Annotated in this window: 19 protein-coding genes; 2 read left to right on the top strand and 17 right to left on the bottom strand. The window is 37.0% G+C overall.

The window, feature by feature from the left end; genetic code table 11:
- Positions 1–80: 80 nt before the first annotated feature.
- The 3 genes from JHK62_RS07020 to JHK62_RS07010 form a co-directional block, all read right to left on the bottom strand.
- Positions 81–632 carry a cysteine hydrolase family protein gene (locus tag JHK62_RS07020; RefSeq protein WP_199576058.1) on the bottom strand — a complete coding sequence of 184 codons (552 nt, stop codon included), beginning with the start codon at positions 630–632 and terminating at the stop codon, positions 81–83.
- 1 nt (position 633) lies between these two features.
- Positions 634–1,419: a GTP-sensing pleiotropic transcriptional regulator CodY gene (codY, locus tag JHK62_RS07015; protein WP_199576057.1), complete on the bottom strand. Its 786-nt coding sequence runs from the start codon at positions 1,417–1,419 to the stop codon at positions 634–636.
- 112 nt (positions 1,420–1,531) lie between these two features.
- Positions 1,532–2,746: a pyridoxal phosphate-dependent aminotransferase gene (locus JHK62_RS07010; protein ID WP_199576056.1), complete on the bottom strand. Its 1,215-nt coding sequence runs from the start codon at positions 2,744–2,746 to the stop codon at positions 1,532–1,534.
- Between the two features lie 169 nt (positions 2,747–2,915).
- On the opposite strand from JHK62_RS07010, the gene JHK62_RS07005 reads away from it, so the two are divergent.
- Entirely contained in the window at positions 2,916–3,353 is a 438-nt protein-coding gene (locus JHK62_RS07005) for a universal stress protein (protein ID WP_199576055.1), read from the top strand.
- A gap of 15 nt (positions 3,354–3,368) precedes the next feature.
- On the opposite strand, the gene JHK62_RS07000 is transcribed toward JHK62_RS07005, so the two are convergent.
- Positions 3,369–4,766: a Cof-type HAD-IIB family hydrolase gene (locus JHK62_RS07000; protein ID WP_199576054.1), complete on the bottom strand. Its 1,398-nt coding sequence runs from the start codon at positions 4,764–4,766 to the stop codon at positions 3,369–3,371.
- A gap of 68 nt (positions 4,767–4,834) precedes the next feature.
- Here JHK62_RS07000 and JHK62_RS06995 point away from each other — a divergent pair, with 68 nt between their 5' ends.
- The gene (locus JHK62_RS06995; RefSeq protein WP_199576053.1) at positions 4,835–5,794 is read left to right on the top strand and encodes an asparaginase; all 960 of its coding nucleotides are present in this window, start codon (positions 4,835–4,837) and stop codon (positions 5,792–5,794) included.
- Between the two features lie 83 nt (positions 5,795–5,877).
- Here JHK62_RS06995 and recG read toward each other — a convergent pair whose 3' ends face one another.
- The 13 genes from recG to uvrA all read right to left on the bottom strand — a co-directional run bounded on the left by recG (position 5,878) and on the right by uvrA (position 20,638).
- Positions 5,878–7,893, bottom strand: coding sequence for an ATP-dependent DNA helicase RecG (gene recG, locus JHK62_RS06990; protein WP_199576052.1), 2,016 nt, complete (start codon positions 7,891–7,893; stop codon positions 5,878–5,880).
- 76 nt (positions 7,894–7,969) lie between these two features.
- A complete protein-coding gene (alr, locus tag JHK62_RS06985) occupies positions 7,970–9,073 on the bottom strand; it encodes an alanine racemase (RefSeq protein WP_199576051.1) in 1,104 nt (367 codons plus the stop codon).
- Position 9,074: 1 nt separating this feature from the next.
- Complete coding sequence (gene acpS, locus JHK62_RS06980) at positions 9,075–9,425, bottom strand: holo-ACP synthase (RefSeq protein ID WP_199576050.1); 351 nt, start codon at positions 9,423–9,425, stop codon at positions 9,075–9,077.
- A 35-nt stretch (positions 9,426–9,460) separates the two neighbouring features.
- Entirely contained in the window at positions 9,461–10,492 is a 1,032-nt protein-coding gene (locus tag JHK62_RS06975) for a 3-deoxy-7-phosphoheptulonate synthase (protein ID WP_199576049.1), read from the bottom strand.
- A 155-nt stretch (positions 10,493–10,647) separates the two neighbouring features.
- Complete coding sequence (gene secA / locus JHK62_RS06970; protein ID WP_199576048.1) at positions 10,648–13,185, bottom strand: preprotein translocase subunit SecA; 2,538 nt, start codon at positions 13,183–13,185, stop codon at positions 10,648–10,650.
- A 146-nt stretch (positions 13,186–13,331) separates the two neighbouring features.
- Positions 13,332–13,655: a hypothetical protein gene (locus JHK62_RS06965; protein ID WP_199576047.1), complete on the bottom strand. Its 324-nt coding sequence runs from the start codon at positions 13,653–13,655 to the stop codon at positions 13,332–13,334.
- 4 nt (positions 13,656–13,659) lie between these two features.
- A complete protein-coding gene (manA, locus tag JHK62_RS06960; protein WP_199576046.1) occupies positions 13,660–14,616 on the bottom strand; it encodes a mannose-6-phosphate isomerase, class I in 957 nt (318 codons plus the stop codon).
- Between the two features lie 123 nt (positions 14,617–14,739).
- On the bottom strand, positions 14,740–15,177 hold the full coding sequence (gene nusB / locus JHK62_RS06955; RefSeq protein ID WP_199576045.1) for a transcription antitermination factor NusB: 438 nt from the start codon (positions 15,175–15,177) through the stop codon (positions 14,740–14,742).
- Positions 15,170–15,559 (bottom strand): Asp23/Gls24 family envelope stress response protein, encoded by a 390-nt coding sequence (locus tag JHK62_RS06950; protein WP_199576044.1) that lies wholly within the window; start codon positions 15,557–15,559, stop codon positions 15,170–15,172. Before JHK62_RS06950 ends, nusB begins: the two co-directional genes overlap by 8 nt.
- A gap of 45 nt (positions 15,560–15,604) precedes the next feature.
- Positions 15,605–16,165: an elongation factor P gene (gene efp, locus JHK62_RS06945; RefSeq protein ID WP_199576043.1), complete on the bottom strand. Its 561-nt coding sequence runs from the start codon at positions 16,163–16,165 to the stop codon at positions 15,605–15,607.
- A gap of 114 nt (positions 16,166–16,279) precedes the next feature.
- Entirely contained in the window at positions 16,280–16,747 is a 468-nt protein-coding gene (locus tag JHK62_RS06940) for a deoxycytidylate deaminase (RefSeq protein ID WP_199576080.1), read from the bottom strand.
- 11 nt (positions 16,748–16,758) lie between these two features.
- Positions 16,759–17,817, bottom strand: a complete 1,059-nt coding sequence (locus JHK62_RS06935) for a M24 family metallopeptidase (RefSeq protein WP_199576042.1) — start codon at positions 17,815–17,817, stop codon at positions 16,759–16,761.
- Positions 17,801–20,638 carry an excinuclease ABC subunit UvrA gene (gene uvrA / locus JHK62_RS06930; protein WP_199576041.1) on the bottom strand — a complete coding sequence of 946 codons (2,838 nt, stop codon included), beginning with the start codon at positions 20,636–20,638 and terminating at the stop codon, positions 17,801–17,803. The genes JHK62_RS06935 and uvrA overlap by 17 nt, the downstream gene beginning before the upstream one ends.
- Positions 20,639–20,698 lie beyond the last annotated feature (60 nt).

Genomic DNA, 20,698 nt, shown 5'->3' with positions numbered 1-20,698 from the left:
AAGACAATAACCTCTTAACTAAAAAGAAAAAGCACCTTAATCTTTTAAATTAAAGTACTTTATTATTTTCGTTTAATAATTTAATCAACCACTTTAGCTCCTAAAACGTGTTCAAAATGATTTAAAGCCCATTCGTGACTTTTTTCATCAAGACTTGCTACACAAGATTTAGGAATTTCAATCTGATAGCCTAAATTATAGGCGTCAATGGCTGTGTGTAAAACACAAATATCGGTTAACACACCTGTTAACACAACTGTGTCGACTTTTCTTTCACGAAGACGAATGTCAAGATCTGTCCCTGAAAAGGCTGAATAGTGACGTTTGTCCATCCAAAAAACCTTGGCTGAATCTTTAATAGCTTCATAAACATCACTTAACTGACCGTATAAAAATCTGCCAGAGGTGCCTTTAATATTATGAGGCGGAAACAATTTCATTTCAGGGTGAAAGTCATCATCTATTGTATGACAGTCAATGGTAAAGAAAATGTAATCACCATTGTCATAGGCTTCTTGTGTTTTTTGAGCAATGCTTGCTTCAATGGTTTGAGCTGGTTTTCCAGCCGTTAACTTCCCATCGTCAGCCACAAAATCATAAGTGTAATCAATCGAAATCAGTGCTTTTGCCATCTTATTTATGGTCCTTTATTTTTTGAAAAATCCCATCATTAATCACTTTAAGATAGGTGCCTTTCATACCAAGAGAACGACTCTCAATAATACCCGCGCTTTCTAGCTTACGAAGAGCATTGACAATCACACTTCTTGTAATTCCTATACGATCTGCAATGACAGATGCTGTTAAGCGTCCCTCATTACCATCTAATTCACTTAAAATAGCTTTTATCGCTTTCATTTCTGAATAAGATAAGGTATTAACAGCCATGTTGACTGCCGTTTGTTTTCTGACTGTTTCTTCCAAATTTTCATTTTGAAGGTTCAATAACTGAACGCCTACAACGGTTGAAGCAATCTCACTTAAAACGAGGGCATCATCCTCAAATGGTTTATCATTTCGCCAAATAATGAGAGTTCCAAGTCTCATCCCACCACCGTATATTGGTGTTAAAGTAGTGAGTCCGTCAGGATAAATATCTTTTGATTCGACCGGATAGATGCTAAGCGAGCTACTAACAGATAAATTAGCTTCAGTATCAAATATGCGATTAATAGGATCAAGATAAGCGTCTGGGAACTGATGAGTTTCAAAAAATTCTTCAACGCGATCATTATTTGTTTTGTATTTCATGGCATAGCCTAGTATATGTCCTGACACATCCATAATACAAGCATTACAATCAATAATATCTGCTAATTGTGCTGCCGTTGAATTATACGGTAGTTCTTCTTGCAGTTGATTAACAGCCTTCTGCAAAATTGAAGTTATTCTTCTTGTTTTTGTAAGTAAATTAGTCATAATCCACTCTTTCTATAATAATCATGACTATTATATCAAAGTGGAATTTTATTTGCAAACAATTGTCAGAAAATTTTTTATTATTCTAAAATTCCATAGGAGAATCACCATTTTAGCGACGATATTGATGAAGAAAACGTGTCATTTTTTCCTGTAACTCTGCCAATTCTTCCACTCTTGGTAAATAAACAATTCTAAAATGATCAGCATCTTTCCAGTTGAATCCTCGTCCATGAACAAGAAGTATTTTTTCTTGTTTTAAAAATTCCAAAACAAAATTTTCATCATCTGAAATGTCATACAGCTTTTGATCAATTTTTGGGAAAATATAAAGACCTGCTTTAGGTTTAACTGCTGATAGCCCTGGAATATCATTAATTGCTTTTGTGATAAAATTACGTTGCTCAAAAATACGACCACCCGGTAATAAAAGATCATCGACTGATTGATAACCACCTAGAGAGGTTTGTACGACTTGTTGCGCTAGAACGTTTGAACAGAGTCGCATGTTTGATAACATATTTAAACCTTCTATATAACCTTTAACATGATCTTTTCTCCCAGAAAGCACCATCCAACCGACTCTAAAACCAGCAATGCGGTGTGATTTTGATAAACCATTCATTGTTACCACAAAAACATCTGGAGCAAGACTTGCAATCGGAATGTGTTTAAGACCATCCATTACCATACGGTCATAGATTTCATCAGAAAAAATGATTAGTTCATGTTGACGAGCTAATTCTACTATGGCTTCTAAAATATCTTTTGGGTATAAAGCTCCTGTTGGATTATTTGGATTGATGAGGACAATAGCTTTTGTGTTTGAAGTAATTTTGGACTTCATATCATCAATGTCAGGATACCATTCTGATTGTTCATCACAAATATAATGAACTGCTCGCCCACCAGACAAACTAACCGCAGCTGTCCACAAAGGGTAATCAGGCATCGGTACTAAAACTTCGTCACCATCATCAAGAAGACCTTGCATAGACATGGTAATCAATTCGCTAACACCATTTCCAATAAAAATATCATCAATGTCGATATTTGGAAAATTCTTGGTTTGACAGTATTGCATAATGGCTTTTCTTGCGCTAAAAATACCCTTACTATTTGAATAGCCTTCACTGTCTCTGGCATTCATAATAAGATCTCGAATAACCTCATCAGGAGCTGTAAAGCCAAACTCTGCTGGGTTTCCTGTATTAAGTCTCAAAATTTTCTTGCCATCAGCAATCATACGATTAGCTTCATCAAGAACAGGACCTCTAATATCGTAAGCAACATGTTCTAGTTTAGATGATTTTTCATATTCTCTCATAGTTTTTACCTCGTGATAAGTATTATAGAACGAATTATAAAAAAAGTAAAATGGCAATCGTAAAAAATTGATTTTCCAGTTTTAGTTTTTCAACAACTTTCTTCTCAAACTATTATTATTTTTTTACTAAAAGTTGTATAATAAGGGTAGAAACAAGGAGGTGTTTACTATGACTTACCAATATAAGAGTATTTTAGTTGGTATCGATGGCTCACCACAGGCAGAAATTGCTTTAAAAAAAGGCATACAAATTGCCATCAATGATAAGGCGGAACTTATTTTAGCCCATGTCATTGACACGCGTGCCACTCAAAGTGTGGCAACACTTGATGGTTTTGTTTTTGAACAATTAGAAAATGAAGCCAATCGTATTTTAGAAAAATACAAAAAAATGGCTCAAGAAAAAGGGCTTGATAAAGTGAAAACTGTCATCGAGTTTGGCAATCCAAAAACACTTTTAGCAACTGAGATACCCGAAAAAGAAAAGGTAGACTTAATCATGTTAGGAGCAACGGGTTTGAGTGCCTTTGAACGATTACTAATCGGCTCTTCTTCTGAGTATATTATGCGCCACGCTCCTGTTGATATCCTTATCGTTAGAAAATAAGAAAAATAGAGATTTCTATTCAGAAATCTCTATTTTTGTTCTTAAAGCCTTTTGAATCTGACGATCTAGTTCACGTTTGATCGCAGGTTCTGGTGCAAATCGTTCTTCCCAATTATCAGGTTTTAAAATTTTATGAGTGACAGGATCAAAATGAGCCTTCCCATCTGGGAAAATTTTACCCATATTTGCGCCATGAACCGTATCAAAAAATGGCTTTGGATCAACACCCATGAGAACAAAGCTACCATAGGTAAAATAAAGCAGATCCGTCAAAGCATCAACCTGCCCAACAATACTCTCGCCCTCAAAAGGCTTTCTAGCTACTTTTTTAGCAGCCTCATCTATCGCTCCATGCAAGTCAACCATTGCCTTTTTAAAATCTTGATTATTTCCTTGGCTGGTTGCGTAGAGAAATTCTACAATTTCTTCAATTTTAAACCCTGAACGATAACTTGCTTGCTCTAAACTATAGGCTTTTGGTACTTTTCTGGTCTCACCATCCATTAATTGATGGAAATCTTTTACCTTGTTGAAGTTTTCATCGCTACTCTTAAAGGTTTGACTAGGATAAAGATGAACAAGACCAAAATGGTCTAAGGCTTTAGAAATACCATCATTATTATTGGTATCTGTAATATAATGGGCTATTTTTTTTACCGATTCTGTGGCATTACCCATGGCGACGCCAACGCCAACGCCAGATAATATTGAAATGTCATTATCAGAATCTCCAAAAGCCATTACTTCAGAGATATCAAATCCAAAAAAATCGCCTACTAATTTGATGCCTTTTAATTTTGATTGATCTTTTGAGATAAGGTCGGCAGAATATGGGCTACTTCTTGTGACAGTGAGTCGAGGAAAGTGTTGCTCTATTTTTTTAGTTTCTTGTTGACTGGCTACTAACACAACTTGAAAGATTGGTTGTCTCATCATTGTCAACAAACTTGCTCTATTTTGAGGTTTGAAGCGTCGAATCAAGTGTTTAAAACTGTTTTCGACAGTCTTAGCCATCTCTTTAGGAATGAGACGACTGACAATTTGACCAAAACGACTCGTCCCCATATTGATGATTTGTGAACCAACCAATCCAGAAACAGTCCCTAAGGAGATTTCTTTTTTCTGATCTGACGCATATTTTATCACTTTGTAAACGACTGATTTAGGTAAAGTATTTTGATATAAAATACGGTCTCTCGTAAAAATGTATTGTCCGTTATAAGTAATGGCAAAATCAAGCCCCAGATTATCCATAAAAGGGTCGACAAAACCAGGACCACGCCCCGTTGCTAGCCCAACAATAATTCCTTGTTTTTTCATTTCTTTTATTGCTTGATGGGTCGATTTTTGGACTGATTTAATGTCATTTAAAAGTGTGCCATCAATATCAAAACAAACTGCTTTTATTGCCAATTTAAATTCCTCTATTAACTTTTATGCTAAAATAAGTATAGCATATTTTTTAGAAAGCTGAGATTCTTATGAAAAAAATTCTTGTGCTCCACACAGGTGGAACTATCGCCATGCATAGTGATCGTTCAGGTCATATTGTTACTGATGACAACAATCCTATGGCTAATGTTGAGATTAATATGGCTAATATTGATCTCACTGTTAAAGATATTTTAAATATACCCAGTCCTCATATCACTGTAGAAGACATGCTTTTACTATATCGTCATATTAAGGCAGCCACTGGTCAATTTGATGGTGTTGTTATCACTCACGGAACTGATACCCTAGAAGAAACAGCTTATTTCCTGGATACCATGGCTATTCCAGATATCCCAATTGTCTTAACTGGTGCCATGAGAAGTTCTAACGCACTTGGTAGCGATGGCATTTATAACTACCTTTGCGCTTTAAGAGTTGCCGCCCACCCCAAAGCCCATGATAAGGGCGTTTTAGTTGTTATGAATGAAGAAATCCACGCTGCTAAATACGTGACAAAAACCCATACCACTAATGTCTCAACCTTTCAAACCCCTATACATGGCCCCTTAGGTATCATAATGAAAGAAGATGTCTTATTCTTTAAAACAGCTGACCCTCGTGTCCGTTTTGATTTAGACCATATTTCTGGTGTCGTACCAATCATTAAAGCCTACGCTGGAATGGAAGATGATTTGATTAATCTCCTTCAACCTGATGGTATTGATGGTGTTGTGGTGGAAGCTTTTGGGGCTGGAAATATGCCACCTAAGGCTGCGATTGCTCTAGAAAACCTGATAGCAAGTGGCACTCCTGTGGTTCTTGTTTCTCGTTGTTTTAACGGTATTGCTGAAGCCATCTATGATTATGAAGGTGGTGGGATTCAATTAGCCAAAGCTGGTGTTATGTTTGTAAAGGAATTAAATGCTCAAAAAGCCAGACTGAAATTACTCATAGCGCTTAATGCAGGTTTATCCGGCAAGGACTTGAAGGAATATATCGAAGGATAATATCAATCCCTTCTTAGACAATAATAAAGACATAAGAAAGCAGTAAGCTAGATGACTTACTGCTTTTTGTATCACACAAATGTTTAATCAAAGGTTTCCTGGGTCTTGAGATTAAGAGCCAAAACAGACCAATCAGGATTATTTTGCCAATTATCTTGAGAGACAATAGTTTGTGCTACTTGTCTCGCCTCCTCTAAGATAGGGTAATCTTCAATAATATCTGCTGTTTTAAATTCAGGGATACCTGATTGCCTTGTGCCAAAAATTTCCCCTGAACCTCTCAGCTTTAAATCCTCCTCAGCTAGAACAAAGCCATCTGTTGTCTCTGTCATTATTGTCATTCGTTGTTTGCCATACTGAGTCTTAGGATTTGCTACCAAAATAGCGTAGGATTGTTTTTCACCACGACCAACCCGTCCTCTAAGCTGATGAAGCTGACTAAGACCAAAACGATCGGCGTCCATGATAATCATGATTGTTGCATTGGGGACATTAACTCCCACCTCAATAACTGTTGTTGAGACTAAAATATCAGTATGATGGTCTTTAAATGCTTTCATAATAGCGTCTTTTTCAGCCGTTTTCATACGCCCATGTAACAAAGCAACTCTTGCTTTGTTCGAAAAATAGTGACTTAATTCTTCGTACAGACTAACTGCATTTTTTAAATCAAGGGCTTCAGACTCTTCAATCAAGGGAGAAATAATATAGACTTGGGCTTGTTTTTTGATTTCTTTTTCTAGCCATGATAGGACAGTTGGTAGTTGTTCATGTTTGACCCAACGCGTGATAATTTTTTTGCGACCAGCTGGCAATTCATCAATAATAGAAACGTCCATTTCCCCGAAAGCTGTAATGGCTAAGGTTCTTGGAATCGGTGTTGCCGTCATCATCAAAACATCTGGATTATCACCTTTTTCACGAAAAGTTCGTCTTTGTTCAACACCAAAACGGTGTTGCTCATCAGTTATCACTAGTCCCAAACGATGATAAGTAACAGCTTCTTGAATAAGGGCATGTGTTCCTACAATCATTTGAACGTTACCAGAAGAAATCGCTTCAAGTGTGGCTTTTTTATTAGTAGCAGACATTCCTGAGGTTAAAATAGCAATGGTATTTTCTGGAAAGAGTTGTGATAAACTTTGAAAATGTTGTTCTGCTAAGATTTCTGTTGGTACCATCATTGCTGATTGAAAACCAGCTGTATTAGCCGCATACATAGCTAAGCCAGCAACCACTGTTTTTCCTGACCCGACATCCCCTTGCAAAAGGCGATTCATGTGTGCGCCTGATCGCATATCAGCGACAATTTCAGTCAATGATTTTTCTTGAGCCTTTGTTAATTGAAAGGGAAGTTCTTTTATCTTTTCATTAACTTTTTCTTGGTTAATAGGCAAACTTAAGCCATTTGTTTCTAATTTATTTTCTTTTTTTAGCACCTGTAATTGCAGTTGAAAATAAAGCAATTCTTCAAATTTAATACGTCTTAGTGCTTGACGATATTCTTCAATATCCTTTGGAAAATGCATGGCCAAAACAGCTTCTTGTCTTCCTAAAAGTCGATAACGTTTTAGTAAACTCTCTGGTAAATTTTCTTTGATGAGTTGTCCGTAGCCTGTATCAAAAGCTAGTTTAATGGTTTTAATGAGTTGGTGTTGAGAAATCCCTTTTGCCACATGATAAACGGGCTGGAGGTCATCATCAACTTGTGCCAATAATTTCATCCCCGTTAGAGAGGATTTTAATTGGTCCCACTTCCCAAAAACAGCTGTCGTTTTCCCAACGACTATCTTATCTTGCAAGTAAGGTTGATTGAAAAAATTAATGCCAATAACAGCGTCACCTTGTCTCAATTTAAAATGTAATCTGTTTTTTTTGAAACCATAGTATTGTACATTAGCAGGAGCAACAACAGTTCCCGTAATCACTGCTTTTTCACCATCTACTAATTCTTCAACCAAACGGCTTTTAAAGTCTTCATACCTAAAAGGGTAGTATAAGAGCAGGTCTTCCACTGAAAAAATACCCAGAGTATTAAATTTTTCGACGGATTTAGGTCCTAAACCTTTGAGCATCATCACATTATCTTTTAAATCCATGGTTACCTCATCTTCTGTTACTCTTGACTACAACAAAACTCTTGTATATCTATTATACAAGAGTTCTTCTTTATTTTCACTTATATTCTCTAGGAATGCGCTCACTTAATAAGCAAAGCACTTCATAATTGATGGTTTCTCGTTGCTGTGCCACTTGAGTGGTTGTAATCATTTGCTCACCATTTTGACCAATTAAGGTGACTTTGGTTCCTAAAGGATAATATTGAGGCAGACGAATGGTTATCTGATCCATTGACACACGTCCAACAATCTCACAAAATTGTCCGTCAACCAAGACAGAAAAACCTTGCATGTCTCTGGTCCAACCATCAGCATAACCAATAGGAACTGTTCCAATCCATTCTGATTGTTTCGCATGGTAAGTCGCACCATAACCAACTGAAGCCCCACTAGAAATCTCTTTAACATTCACCAAAGCAGACTCTAAACTAAAGGCTGGTTTTAAAGGGTAAGGAAGGGTTATTTCATCTCCACTTGGATTAAGACCATAAAGAGCAATACCAACGCGAACAGCAGTCATAATACTTTCAGTATGCCACAAACTCGCTGCTGAATTAGACGAATGAACAATGGCTGGCTTTTCTTCTAGTTGATTGACTAGTGACGTAAAAAAAGCAAGTTGTTTCTGATACTGGCTGTCATCTTTTTCATCTGCTGTCGCAAAATGAGTAAAGATTCCCTCAACGCTTGCACCAGCTTCCTTGAGTCCTTTTATCAGTTGATTGGCATCTTTTAAATGCCTAACACCAATTCTTCCCATGCCAGAGTCAACTTTAATATGAACAGATAAACCTGAGAGAGAGAGACCTTCTTTTTGAACTGCTTCTAACCACTCCAAACTTGCAACAGTGACCAATAAATCATATTCAATAGCTATTGTCACATCTTTTGGTAAAATGGCTCCGATAATGAGAATAGGTTTTTTAATGCCAGATTGACGCAGTTCAATACCTTCATCAATAGTTGAAACACAAAAGGTGTCCACTTGTTTTTCTATAACTTTTGAGACAGCAACAGCACCATGGCCATAAGCATTAGCCTTGACCACTGCAAAGAATTGTGTCTTTTTAGGAAGATGCGCTTTGATAATTTCAATATTATCATTAATTGCTTGTAAATCAACCTTGGCCTTTGTTGGCCGATGTAAACTAGAAACCACTTTAATCCTCCAAAATCACACTTGCTTGAACAAACTGACCGCTATGGGAAATACTAACAAAACTTCTACCTGCAAAAGGAGATTTTGAGAGGTAAGGCGCTCCTTTAGCATTATTTAGTACTTCAATATCTTGAAAAGTCACCTTACCAATACCAGTTCCTAAAGCTTTAGCAAAAGCTTCTTTTGCAGCCCAACGTCCTGCTAAATATTCCATTTGTCGTTTTCCTTTCAATTGGTGAAAAACGGCTTCTTCTTGGCTAGTTAGTACACGCTTTAAAAAAGAATTATTTTTTTCGTACACTTTTTGAATGGCCGTGACATCTTGTAAATCAATGCCGTGTCCTATAATCATAGTAACCTTCTACATTCTAACCATAACTAGAGAGATTAATCATCTAAAGTTTGGTATATTTCTTTGATGAGTGACTCAGTTTTTTCCCAACCTAAGCAAGGATCTGTGATAGATTTTCCAAATATTTCAGGCTTATCTTGCCTACCGTCTTCTAAATAAGACTCAATCATAAATCCTCTGACATATTGCTTAATCTTAGCATTCCAATCACGATTTATCAGGGTTTGACGAACAATTCTAATTTGCTCAAGGTAATCTTTTCCAGAATTATCATGGTTGGTATCAACGATGACAAAGGGATTAGCTAAATGCATGTCCTCATAATGTGCAATCACCTTTAATAAACAGTCGTAGTAATAATTTGGTGTGTGTTGCCCGTTCTCATTCATGGCACCCCTTAAAATGACATGGGCAAAAGGATTTCCATCTGTCTCCACTTCTGCATTATGATAGATAAAATTTTGCTTAATTTGGGCAGCATAAACGCCATTAAACATCACATTAAGATTGCCAGAAGTTGGATTTTTCATTCCCACAGGTGCATCAATGCCTGAAGCTAGGAATCGGTGCTCTTGATCTTCAACTGATCTAGCACCAACAGCATGGTATGAGACCAAATCATCAATCAATTGATAATTTGACGTATAAACCATTTCATCTGCTGTGGTTAGTCCTGTTTCAGTGATAACCCGGTAATGTAATTTTCTAACCATTTTAATCCCATTAATCAAATCGGGTAGGTCTTGGGTATTTGGTTGGTGAACCAAACCTTTATAACCAGTGCCATTTGTTCTTGGTTTTGCCGTGTAGACGCGCATCACTACAAAAAGCTTGTCTTTAACTGCTTCTTGTAGTTTTGCCAGACGATTAGCATACTCTAAAACAGCCTCTTCATTATCTGAAGAACAAGGACCAATAAGTAGCAAAAGACGCTTATCTTTGCCTTGAATAATATTAGCTAATTCTTTGTCTCTTGCTTGTTTTTTTCTTAAAAACTCACCTGTTAATGTTGTTGTTGCTTTTATCTCTTTAATATCTATTTTGCCACTTTTTTGGCGGATTCCCATCTTTTTTCTCCCAAACATTAATAGATTTTTACTAACTTAGTTAAAGCCTCTTTTAATGTCAGATAACAAATTTAATGAAAAAGAGTCGCACCTATCAGTAATGATGGGTTGCGAATCTTTCTCATCTTTTTTATGTATTATTACCAAAGTAAGTATTATACTTTTTGACGTCCATGACAATTTTTAAATTTTTTGCCTGAACCGCAAGGACATTTATCATTTCGACCAACATTAGAAAAATCATATTGAGAAAGGTCTTCTTTCACTTCTGATTCTGAAGTTTTGGCTGCAATATTAGCCACAGCAGTTGTACGTGCTTGAATTGGTGCTTTTTCACGCTCTTGTTCGTGAATTTGTGCTTTCATCATTGTTCTAGTCACATCAAATTCAATCGCACCAATCATTTCTTTAAACATTTTAAATCCTTCTGATTGGTACTCAACAATTGGATTGTTTTGAGCATAGCCTCTCAAGCCAACAGCACTACGAAGTTGATCTAAAGCATCAATATGATCTGTCCATTTGTTATCAACAACCATCAATAACAATACTTTTTGGAATTCAATCACTGCCTCTTCATCATGCAATTTTGAAATTTGTTGTTCGTATACTTTTTCAGCTCTCTCGTATAACTCTTTCTTAATATCAGAGTCACTTAGGTTTTCAATATCTGCCATGGTAATAGAATCCTCAGGCAGAAGATTTGTTTGTGCAAAGGTTAAGATAGCTTCTAAAGCTTGTTTTCTATCACTGCGACTATGTCCATCGACAGTTCGATCAATCGTACGCTTAATCATTGCCTTGATTTCTGGACCAAGATCACGATTAGCTGTTATGACATCATAGCGTTGCGCATAAATAATTTCTCTTTGTTCACGCATAACATCATCGTATTGTAAGACTTGTTTACGAGTATCGTAGTTGTTTCCTTCCACACGTTTTTGAGCTGATTCAACTTGATTAGTCAACATTCGTGATTTAATCACTGTATCCTCTTCATCAAGATTCATTCGCTCAAAGAAGGCCTTGATTCTTTCAGAACCGAAACGACGCATTAAATCATCTTCTAGAGACAGATAAAATTGTGATTCCCCTGGATCTCCTTGACGTCCGGAACGTCCACGTAACTGATTATCAATACGACGACTTTCATGACGCTCGGTACCAATAACACAAAGACCACCACGTTCTCTAACACCATCGCCAAGCTTAATGTCGGTACCACGACCAGCCATGTTGGTAGCAATTGTTACTGCTCCTCTTTGTCCAGCATTCATGATAATTTGTGCTTCTTTAGCATGGTTTTTGGCATTTAACACTTCATGAGGAACGCCAGCTTCAACAAGCATTTTCGAAAGCAAATCACTTGTTTCAACAGCAACTGTACCAACAAGAACAGGTTGCTCATTTTCATAACGTTGTTTAACATCAGCAACAACCGCTCTAAATTTAGAATTTAGTGTTGGATAAAGTAGGTCAGAATGGTCAATACGAGCAATTGGACGATTGGTTGGAATAGGAATAACGCGCATGTTGTAGATTTCACGGAATTCATCTTCTTCAGTCTTACCAGTACCAGTCATACCAGCCAATTTTCTATACATACGGAAGAAGTTTTGGTAAGTAATTGAGGCACTAGTTTTTGATTCATCTTGGATTGGCACACCTTCTTTAGCTTCAATAGCTTGGTGTAAACCATCTGAGAAACGACGACCTTCCATGGTACGACCAGTAAATTGGTCAACAATAAGAATTTCTTCTTTCTCACTAACCACATAATCAATATCAAGTGTCATGATGAAGTTAGCTCGAAGTGCATTGTCTAAAAAGTGAGTCAATGCAACGTTTTCAATATTATAAAGATTCTCTAACTTAAAGTATTCTTCAGCCTTGTCAATTCCTGAGTCAGACAAACCAATGGTTTTTGTCGGTACATCAATAATGTAGTCATCCTCAGTTAAAGTTTTAACAAAACGATCAGTCCAATCGTATAATTTATTAGTTTCAGAACTCTCAGCACCTGAAATAATAAGTGGTGTTCTCGCTTCATCAATTAAAACTGAGTCAACCTCATCAACCAACGCATAATTTAGCGGACGTTGAACCATAGCTTCTTTACGAACAACCATATTATCTCTTAGATAATCAAAACCAAACTCTGAGTTGGTTGAGTAGGTAATATCACAAAGATAAGCTTCACGTTTCTCAGCGGGTGATTTAGCCGCTAAGTTAATACCAACTGATAGCCCTAACCAGCTATAAAGTTCACCCATCTCAGTCGCATCACGAGTAGAAAGGTACTCATTAACTGTTACAACGTGAACACCTTCTCCTGAAAGAGCATTCAAGTAAACAGGCATTGTAGCTGTCAAAGTTTTACCTTCTCCGGTTCTCATCTCAGCCACATCACCATGATGTAGCACAATACCACCCATGATTTGCACATGATATGGAAATAGACCTAAAACGCGTTTTGCTGCTTCACGAACAACCGCAAAGGCTTCTGGAAGTAAATCATCCAGTGTTTCTCCTTTTTGGTAGCGTTCTTTAAATTCTTCTGTTTTAGCTTTTAATGCTTCATCTGGCAAAGCAGCCATTTCGTTTTCATAGTTTTCAACTTTTTTTGCTAGCTTATCTAATTTTTTTAATTCACCGTTATCATTTTCAATGATTTTACGTATAATATTTGCCATTATCTTTCCTTTCGATACACTTATCGGTTTATTTTATCATATTAATCGCTCTATTTCAAGAATTCAAGGTGATGAACAGACTTATTTTAATTCAGGGAAATACTAAAGATGACATTAAAAAAACGAAGTCATTAGAACTTCGTTTTTTAATTAATTTTATTAGAGTAAAAAGTATAAAAATCATCAACTAAACGTTCGAATTCTTTTTTAAAAAATGTTTCATTTTCCTTATTAAAAAAGAAAGATTTAATTGGGTTAGTTTCATAGTCTACATAAGAAATGAAATCTACTGTTGATCCGTCATAGTTGAATTTAAGCATGGGGTGAGGGGTACTCTCACCACAAAATCCTGGAACAGAAATGGTCAAACTATAAGTATTATCATCGTGAGATTTTAAACGATAATATTTGCCATCATTGTAGTGGCGTTCTCCATCACAATAGTTTAATAAGGCATCAAGTTTGTTCATTGATTTATTCCTCTTCATTGCTATAACTAGCAATGATTTCTAAGTCTTGCCCACTGATTTCCCATTCTTTAACTGGATTAGGTAGAATAAAGTGGTCGCCTTTTTTGATAGGATAAACCACACCATCAATCGTTAAAGATCCAGTTCCAGACAATACACTAATCAAATAATAAGGCGCTACCTGCTTAAAGGTCGTTGTCCCATCAATTTCCCACTTATAGACAGCAAAAAAGTCATCATTGACTAAGAGTGTTGCTATTAATTGGTCAGCCTTTAAAGTGATCGGATGGCTGTTTTTAGGTTCTCCAATCGTTAACACGTCAATGGATTTTTGTAGATGGAGGTCACGTTTTTGTCCGTTTGCATCTTTACGATCAAAATCATAAACGCGATAAGTTGTATCACTTGATTGTTGCGTTTCCAAGATCATGATCCCTTTACCAATCGCATGCATGGTACCACTTGGAACATGGAAAAAATCACCTGCTTTAACGGGTCTTTTAGTCAACAAATCATCCCATTTTTTCTCTGCAATCATTTGTGCCAGTTCTTCTTTACTCTTGGCATTGTGACCATAAATAATTTCAGAGCCCTCATCAGCTGAAATAATATACCAACACTCGGTTTTCCCCAACTCACCTTCATGAGCCATACCATAATCATTATCCGGATGCACCTGAACACTTAACCAATCATTGGCATCAAGAATTTTAGTTAGTAAAGGAAAAACAGGACTTTTAGGGTTCCCAAATAAGTTGGGTTCATTTTGATATAGTTGGTCGAGTTTTTGACCTGCATAATGCCCATTTTTCACCACTGAAACCCCGTTGGGATGGGCGGAAATAGCCCAATATTCTCCTGTTTGCTCACTAGGGATATCATAGCCAAAAATATCTCTTAATTTTGAACCACCCCATATTTTTTCTTGCATGACGGATTCTAAAAATAATGGTTCTGCCATAGCGTTTCCTTCTTTCTCTTTTTTTATGATTTTAACACAAATTCACAAAAAGCTAAAGAAGAGACTGTAGTATTTTTTCAAGTTTTCAGAAGAAAAAAGCTAATACTTTTAAGTATTAACTTTTTATTTCTTTTCTGTAATAAATTGGCTTAAAAGCCCATTGATAAATTTACTTGATGTGACATCAGAATATTTTTTAGCCAGTTCAATAGCTTCGTTAATGGCAACTCTGTCAGGAGTGTCCTCAAAAAAACGAATTTCATACAAGCCCAAACGCAAGATAATCTTATCGGTTTTAGTCAATCTTGAAAGACTCCAACCTGCTTTTAATTTTTCTGCAATCAGCTGATCAAGTTGTGATTGGGTATCAACTACTCCTTTGACTAGAGTTGTAAGATATTCTGGAATGACATTTTGTTGAACAATTTCACTATCATTTTCATCATAGGTATAAATAAAAGAAATAGCGTCTTCTATATTGTCACCGTACTCCAAGCTAAAGAGCGCTTGGAAGGCACGTTCTCTCAAGTCTCTTCTAGAATCTTTAATACTATTAGTCATCTAGAAAATCCTCATCAAACAAGGACTTCATATCTGGTTTTGGTGCTTTTTCTGGAACAATACCAACAATGTGGACATTGACTTGAGAAATTGTAATTTCTGCCATATCATAGATTGCATCTTTCACAGCTTTTTGAATAGCCATGGATACTGATGGTGCATTAACACCATATTGTAGATAGACAAAAAGATCAGCAATCACATCACCATTTTCTTCTGTTTTAAGGTAGACGCCACGCCCTCTATGTGCTTTATTAAAAGTGTCAGCTACTTTTTTATTGTGAAGGGAATGAACACCGTCAACTTTTGTGGCAGCAATACCTGTAATTACTTCCAGCACGCGCGGAGAAATAACGATTTCTCCAAATGATTCATTTGTCATAGTTTTGTCCTTTCAAATATCTATCACGTCTCTTTGCTTAAATGATTAAGCGCGAGATACATATGACCCTTCGGCAGTATTAATAATTAATTTTTGACCAACTTCAATAAAGTCAGGAACGTTAACCACTAAACCTGTCTCTAATGTTGCAGGTTTTCCTGAACCAGTAACAGTTGCACCTTTAATTGATGGTTGTGTTTCAGTAACGGTTAAAATAACAGTTGTTGGAACTGTCACACCAATCACTTCTGTCCCGTAAAATTGAATTTTCACCTCAGCATTTTCAAGAATATATTTCAATTCTTCTTCAATGTTAGCTACTGGGATTTCATATTGGTCATAACTATCTGTATCCATAAAGTAAGCTGTCCCATCCATTTGATATAGGTATTGAGCTGGATGTGTTTCGATAATAGCTTGCTCAAATTTTTCTTCTGGGCGATAGCTAGTGTCAAAAGTAGAGCCAGATCTTACATCACGCAACTTCATACGCATGATAGTATTTCCCTTACCTGGTTTGTGATGACTAGCTTCTAATACTTTAATCAATTTGCCATCAGCTGTTTCAAATGTCATTCCTGCTTTAAGCTTACTTGCTTCAATCATTTTTTTACCTCTTATTAATTATATTTATCATCTCATTTTATCATAAAATAGCCATTGTCTCAAATTTTTATGGCAATATTTCTGTGATACAAGATTTTATCATGATGATTTTACTTATTTTTCGTTGGTTTCATCCCCCAAAGTTAATTTAGGAACACCATGTTCAACATACTGCACACCTTTTTGAGCCATCAACTCTTTAGCAAAGGCATGAGGATTGTAGGGCGTTTTATAGGTGATTTTTTTAACACCAGCTTGGAGAAGAGCCTTTGTGCAATTGATACAAGGAAAATGAGTGACATAAATTTCAGTATTGTTAGTTGAAATTCCTTCTTTTGCACACTGAATCAAGGCATTCATTTCAGCGTGAACAGTTCTAATACAGTGGCCATCTTCCATTTGATGACCGACTTCACTACAATTTGACGTCTCAGAGACACCACCATTATAACCTGTTGCGATAATCCGATTGTTTTTCACCAAAACTGCACCAACATAGGCTCTATCACAGGTAGAGCGTTTTGAGATGAGTTCGGCATTAGCCATAAAATAATCCTGCCAGGTTAAACGTTTTTCTGCCATCATGTTTCCTCCTACAAAACAATTAATTCTTTGGGAGCCTTGGTTAGCACTTCACATCCTTTTTCTGTAATCAACAAATCATCTTCAATACGAACCCCGTATTTGCCTTCAAGGTATATACCTGGCTCATCAGTAATGACCAGCCCAGCTTCTAGTGTCTTATCACTTTTACCAAAAAATGGCAATTCATGTACATCTAAGCCCATACCATGACCGATACCATGGGTGAAATGAGGGCCATAACCTGCTTTGGTAATCACCTCTCTAGCAAGACCATCATAATCCTGATAGCTAAGACCAGCCTTGACTTTTTCAATCAATTGTTGATTGCTTTGAAGCACCACATCATAAATGGCACGCTCTTCATCACTCACTTGACCAATATGGATAGTTCTTGTCATATCGCTAACATAATGGTTGTAGATACAGCCAAAGTCAAGGGTTAAGGTTTCTCCTGTTTCAATGACTTTTTGACTCGCAACGCCATGTGGCATAGAGGAACGATAGCCTGAAGCGGCAATGGTTTCAAAAGATACCCCAGAAGCACCTAATTCACGCATGCGAAAATCAAGAAAATTAGCAACTTCAAGTTCTGTTTTCCCTGGTTTAATAAAATCCAGTGCATCGATAAAGGCTTGGTCAGAAATCTGACAGGCTTGTCTAATCAAAGCAATCTCACTGGCGTCCTTGATAATGCGTAATTCTTCGATGAAATTGCCTAATGGTTGTAAGTCATAGGCTGAAAAAAGCTCTTTAAGAGTTTGGTAAAAAGCAAAAGAAACTTGGTTGTCAAAGCCAATTTGCTTAATTTTACTTCCTTCAATCACTTTTACGATTTCTGTTAGTGCTGATCGCGTTTCAATAATTTCAAAGCCTTTGATCGTTTGCTTGGCAATCAAAGAATACCTAGCATCCGTCAAAAAGAGGCGATGGTTTTGACTGATAAAAACGGTTCCTGCTGATCCCCAAAATCCTGTTAGATAGTAGATGTTTTTTTGACCAGTCACAAGAATAGCATCGATGTTAGCTTGTGCTAATTTTGCTTCAAGTTTTTTAATTCTCTCTTCCATATAATTTCTCCTTCAAATAATGACCTGTATAAGAGTCAGAGACTGCAGCAATTTCCTCTGGCGTTCCTGTTGCAATCACAGTTCCTCCGCCTTCACCACCTTCTGGACCTAAATCAATAATGTGGTCTGCTGTTTTAATCACATCAAGGTTGTGTTCGATGACCAAAACAGTATTGCCTTCTTCGACAAAATGTTCTAAGACTTTTAAAAGCCTTGCGATATCATCAGTATGAAGACCAGTTGTTGGCTCATCAAGAATGTAAAAGCTCTTTCCGGTTGAGCGCTTGTGCAATTCGCTAGCCAGCTTCATGCGTTGTGCTTCCCCACCTGATAGAGTTGTCGCTGGTTGTCCTAGGGTAATATAACCCAAACCAACGTCTTGAATGGTCTTTACTTTTCTGGCTATTTTAGGAATATTAGCAAAAAAATCTACCGCATCATCAACAGTCATGTCTAACACATCTGCTATGTTTTTATCCTTGTAGTGAATATCAAGTGTTTCACTATTATAGCGTTTGCCATGGCAAACTTCACAGGGAACATAAATATCGGGAAGAAAGTGCATCTCAATTTTAATAATCCCATCACCAGAGCAGGCTTCACACCTTCCTCCTTTGACATTGAAACTGAAACGTCCCTTTTTATAGCCTCTTATTTTTGCCTCATTGGTTTTTGCGAATAATTCTCTAATATCATCAAAAACACCCGTATAAGTTGCTGGATTTGATCTTGGTGTCCTACCGATTGGGCTTTGGTTGATATCAATTAAACGCTCAATATGAGAAATACCAGAAATGGTTTTGTATTTACCGGGTTTATCAGAATTTCGATTTAATTTTTGAGCGATAGCCTTTTTTAGAATGCTATTTACCAAGGTAGACTTGCCAGAACCTGAAACACCCGTCACTGCAATAAATTTACCTAAAGGAAATCTGACAGAGATATTTTTTAAATTATTTTCACTGGCACCAGTGACCTCGATAAATTGACCGTTACCTGAACGGCGTTTTTCAGGAACTGGAATCTTCTTTTTACCGGACAAATATTGCCCTGTAATTGAGTTCTTCTTCTTGGCCACTTGTTTTGGTGTCCCAGAAGCAACAATTTCGCCACCAAATGCACCGGCCCCTGGTCCGACATCAATTAGCCAATCAGCTTGTCTCATCGTATCTTCATCGTGTTCAACCACGATTAAGGTATTGCCTAAGTCTCGCATTTTTTTCAGACTGTCAATCAAGCGATCGTTATCTCTTTGATGAAGACCAATGGAAGGCTCATCAAGAACATATAAGACACCACTGAGGTTAGAACCGATTTGCGTTGCCAGTCGAATTCTTTGACTTTCGCCACCAGATAAGGTCCCAGCAGAACGTGATAAGGTCAAATAGTTAAGCCCCACATTATTTAAAAAGGTCAGTCTATCAGTAATTTCTTTGAGAATTGGCTTAGCAATCATGGCCTCATTATTTTCTAAGTGTAGGGTTGGAAGGATAGCCAGATGATTTTCAATCGATAAATCAGACAGTTCACCAATATGATAACCATTTTCGCCACCAACTCTGACAGATAAGGCTTGGTCATTTAAACGATACCCATGACAGACTGAACAAGGCAATTCATTCATATAAGAACGCATTTGATTTCTCGTGTAGTCACTATTTGTTTCATGGTAGCGTCGGTTAATATTGGTTAAAATGCCTTCAAAAGCAATATCAATGTCGCGCACACCACCAAAATCGTTTTCATAATGAAAGTGAAACTCACGTCCCTTTGAACCATTTAAAACGATATCTTTCTCCTCGTCTGATAAGTCTTCAAAGGGGGTATCCATGTCAATACCAAACTTTGTCATAGCCTGTTCAAGCATTTGTGGATAATAATTTGATGAGATCGGATTCCACGGTGCGATTGCTCCTTCTCTTAACGTTTTTTGCGAATCTGGAACCACCAAATCCATATCAACCACTAACTTATGTCCTAAGCCATCACATGTTGAACAAGAACCAAAGGGGGCATTAAACGAAAAGAGACGTGGCTCTAGTTCTGGGACTGTAAACCCACAAATCGGACAGGAATAATGTTCTGAAAAGAGCAACTCTTCTCCATCCATAGTATCAATAATCACATACCCATCAGAAAAATGAAGAGCTGACTCCACCGAATCGAATAAACGACTTCTAATCCCGTCTTTATTAATCAAACGATCGACAACGACTTCAATAGAATGCTTTTTATTTTTTGATAACTCGGGGACATCATCAATATCATGAATCTCGCCATTAACGCGAACTCTCACATAACCATCTCTTTGAATGCGGGTAAATACTGACTTGTGTTGTCCTTTTTTCCCTCGAACAATGGGTGCTAATATCTGCATGCGTGTTCTTTCAGGCAAGGCTAAAACCTTATCAACAATCTCTTCAACAGAAGAAGCCTTAATGGGTCCATGCCCGTTTTTACAATAAGGTGTCCCTACCCTAGCATAGAGAAGTCTTAAATAATCATTGATTTCTGTGACGGTTCCTACTGTCGATCTTGGATTTTTACTGGTTGTTTTTTGATCAATCGAAATAGCAGGACTAAGACCATCAATGGCGTCAACATCTGGTTTATCCATGTTGCCTAAAAATTGTCTAGCGTAAGCGGAGAGACTTTCAACATAACGTCTTTGACCTTCTGCATAGATAGTATCAAAGGCTAAACTAGATTTACCAGAACCTGAAAGACCAGTCACCACGACAAATTTGTCTCTGGGAATTTCAACGTCGATATTTTTTAAGTTGTGAGCTCTTGCCCCACGAATAATTAATTTATTTTGCATGATTTGACTCTCTTTCATCTCGCAATGCGTTTACAATCGCATTGTCTTTATTATAACAAA

This window comes from Streptococcus pacificus, assembly GCF_016481305.1.
Lineage (GTDB): Bacteria > Bacillota > Bacilli > Lactobacillales > Streptococcaceae > Streptococcus > Streptococcus pacificus.
This window is presented reverse-complemented; position numbering and strand designations above follow the sequence as displayed.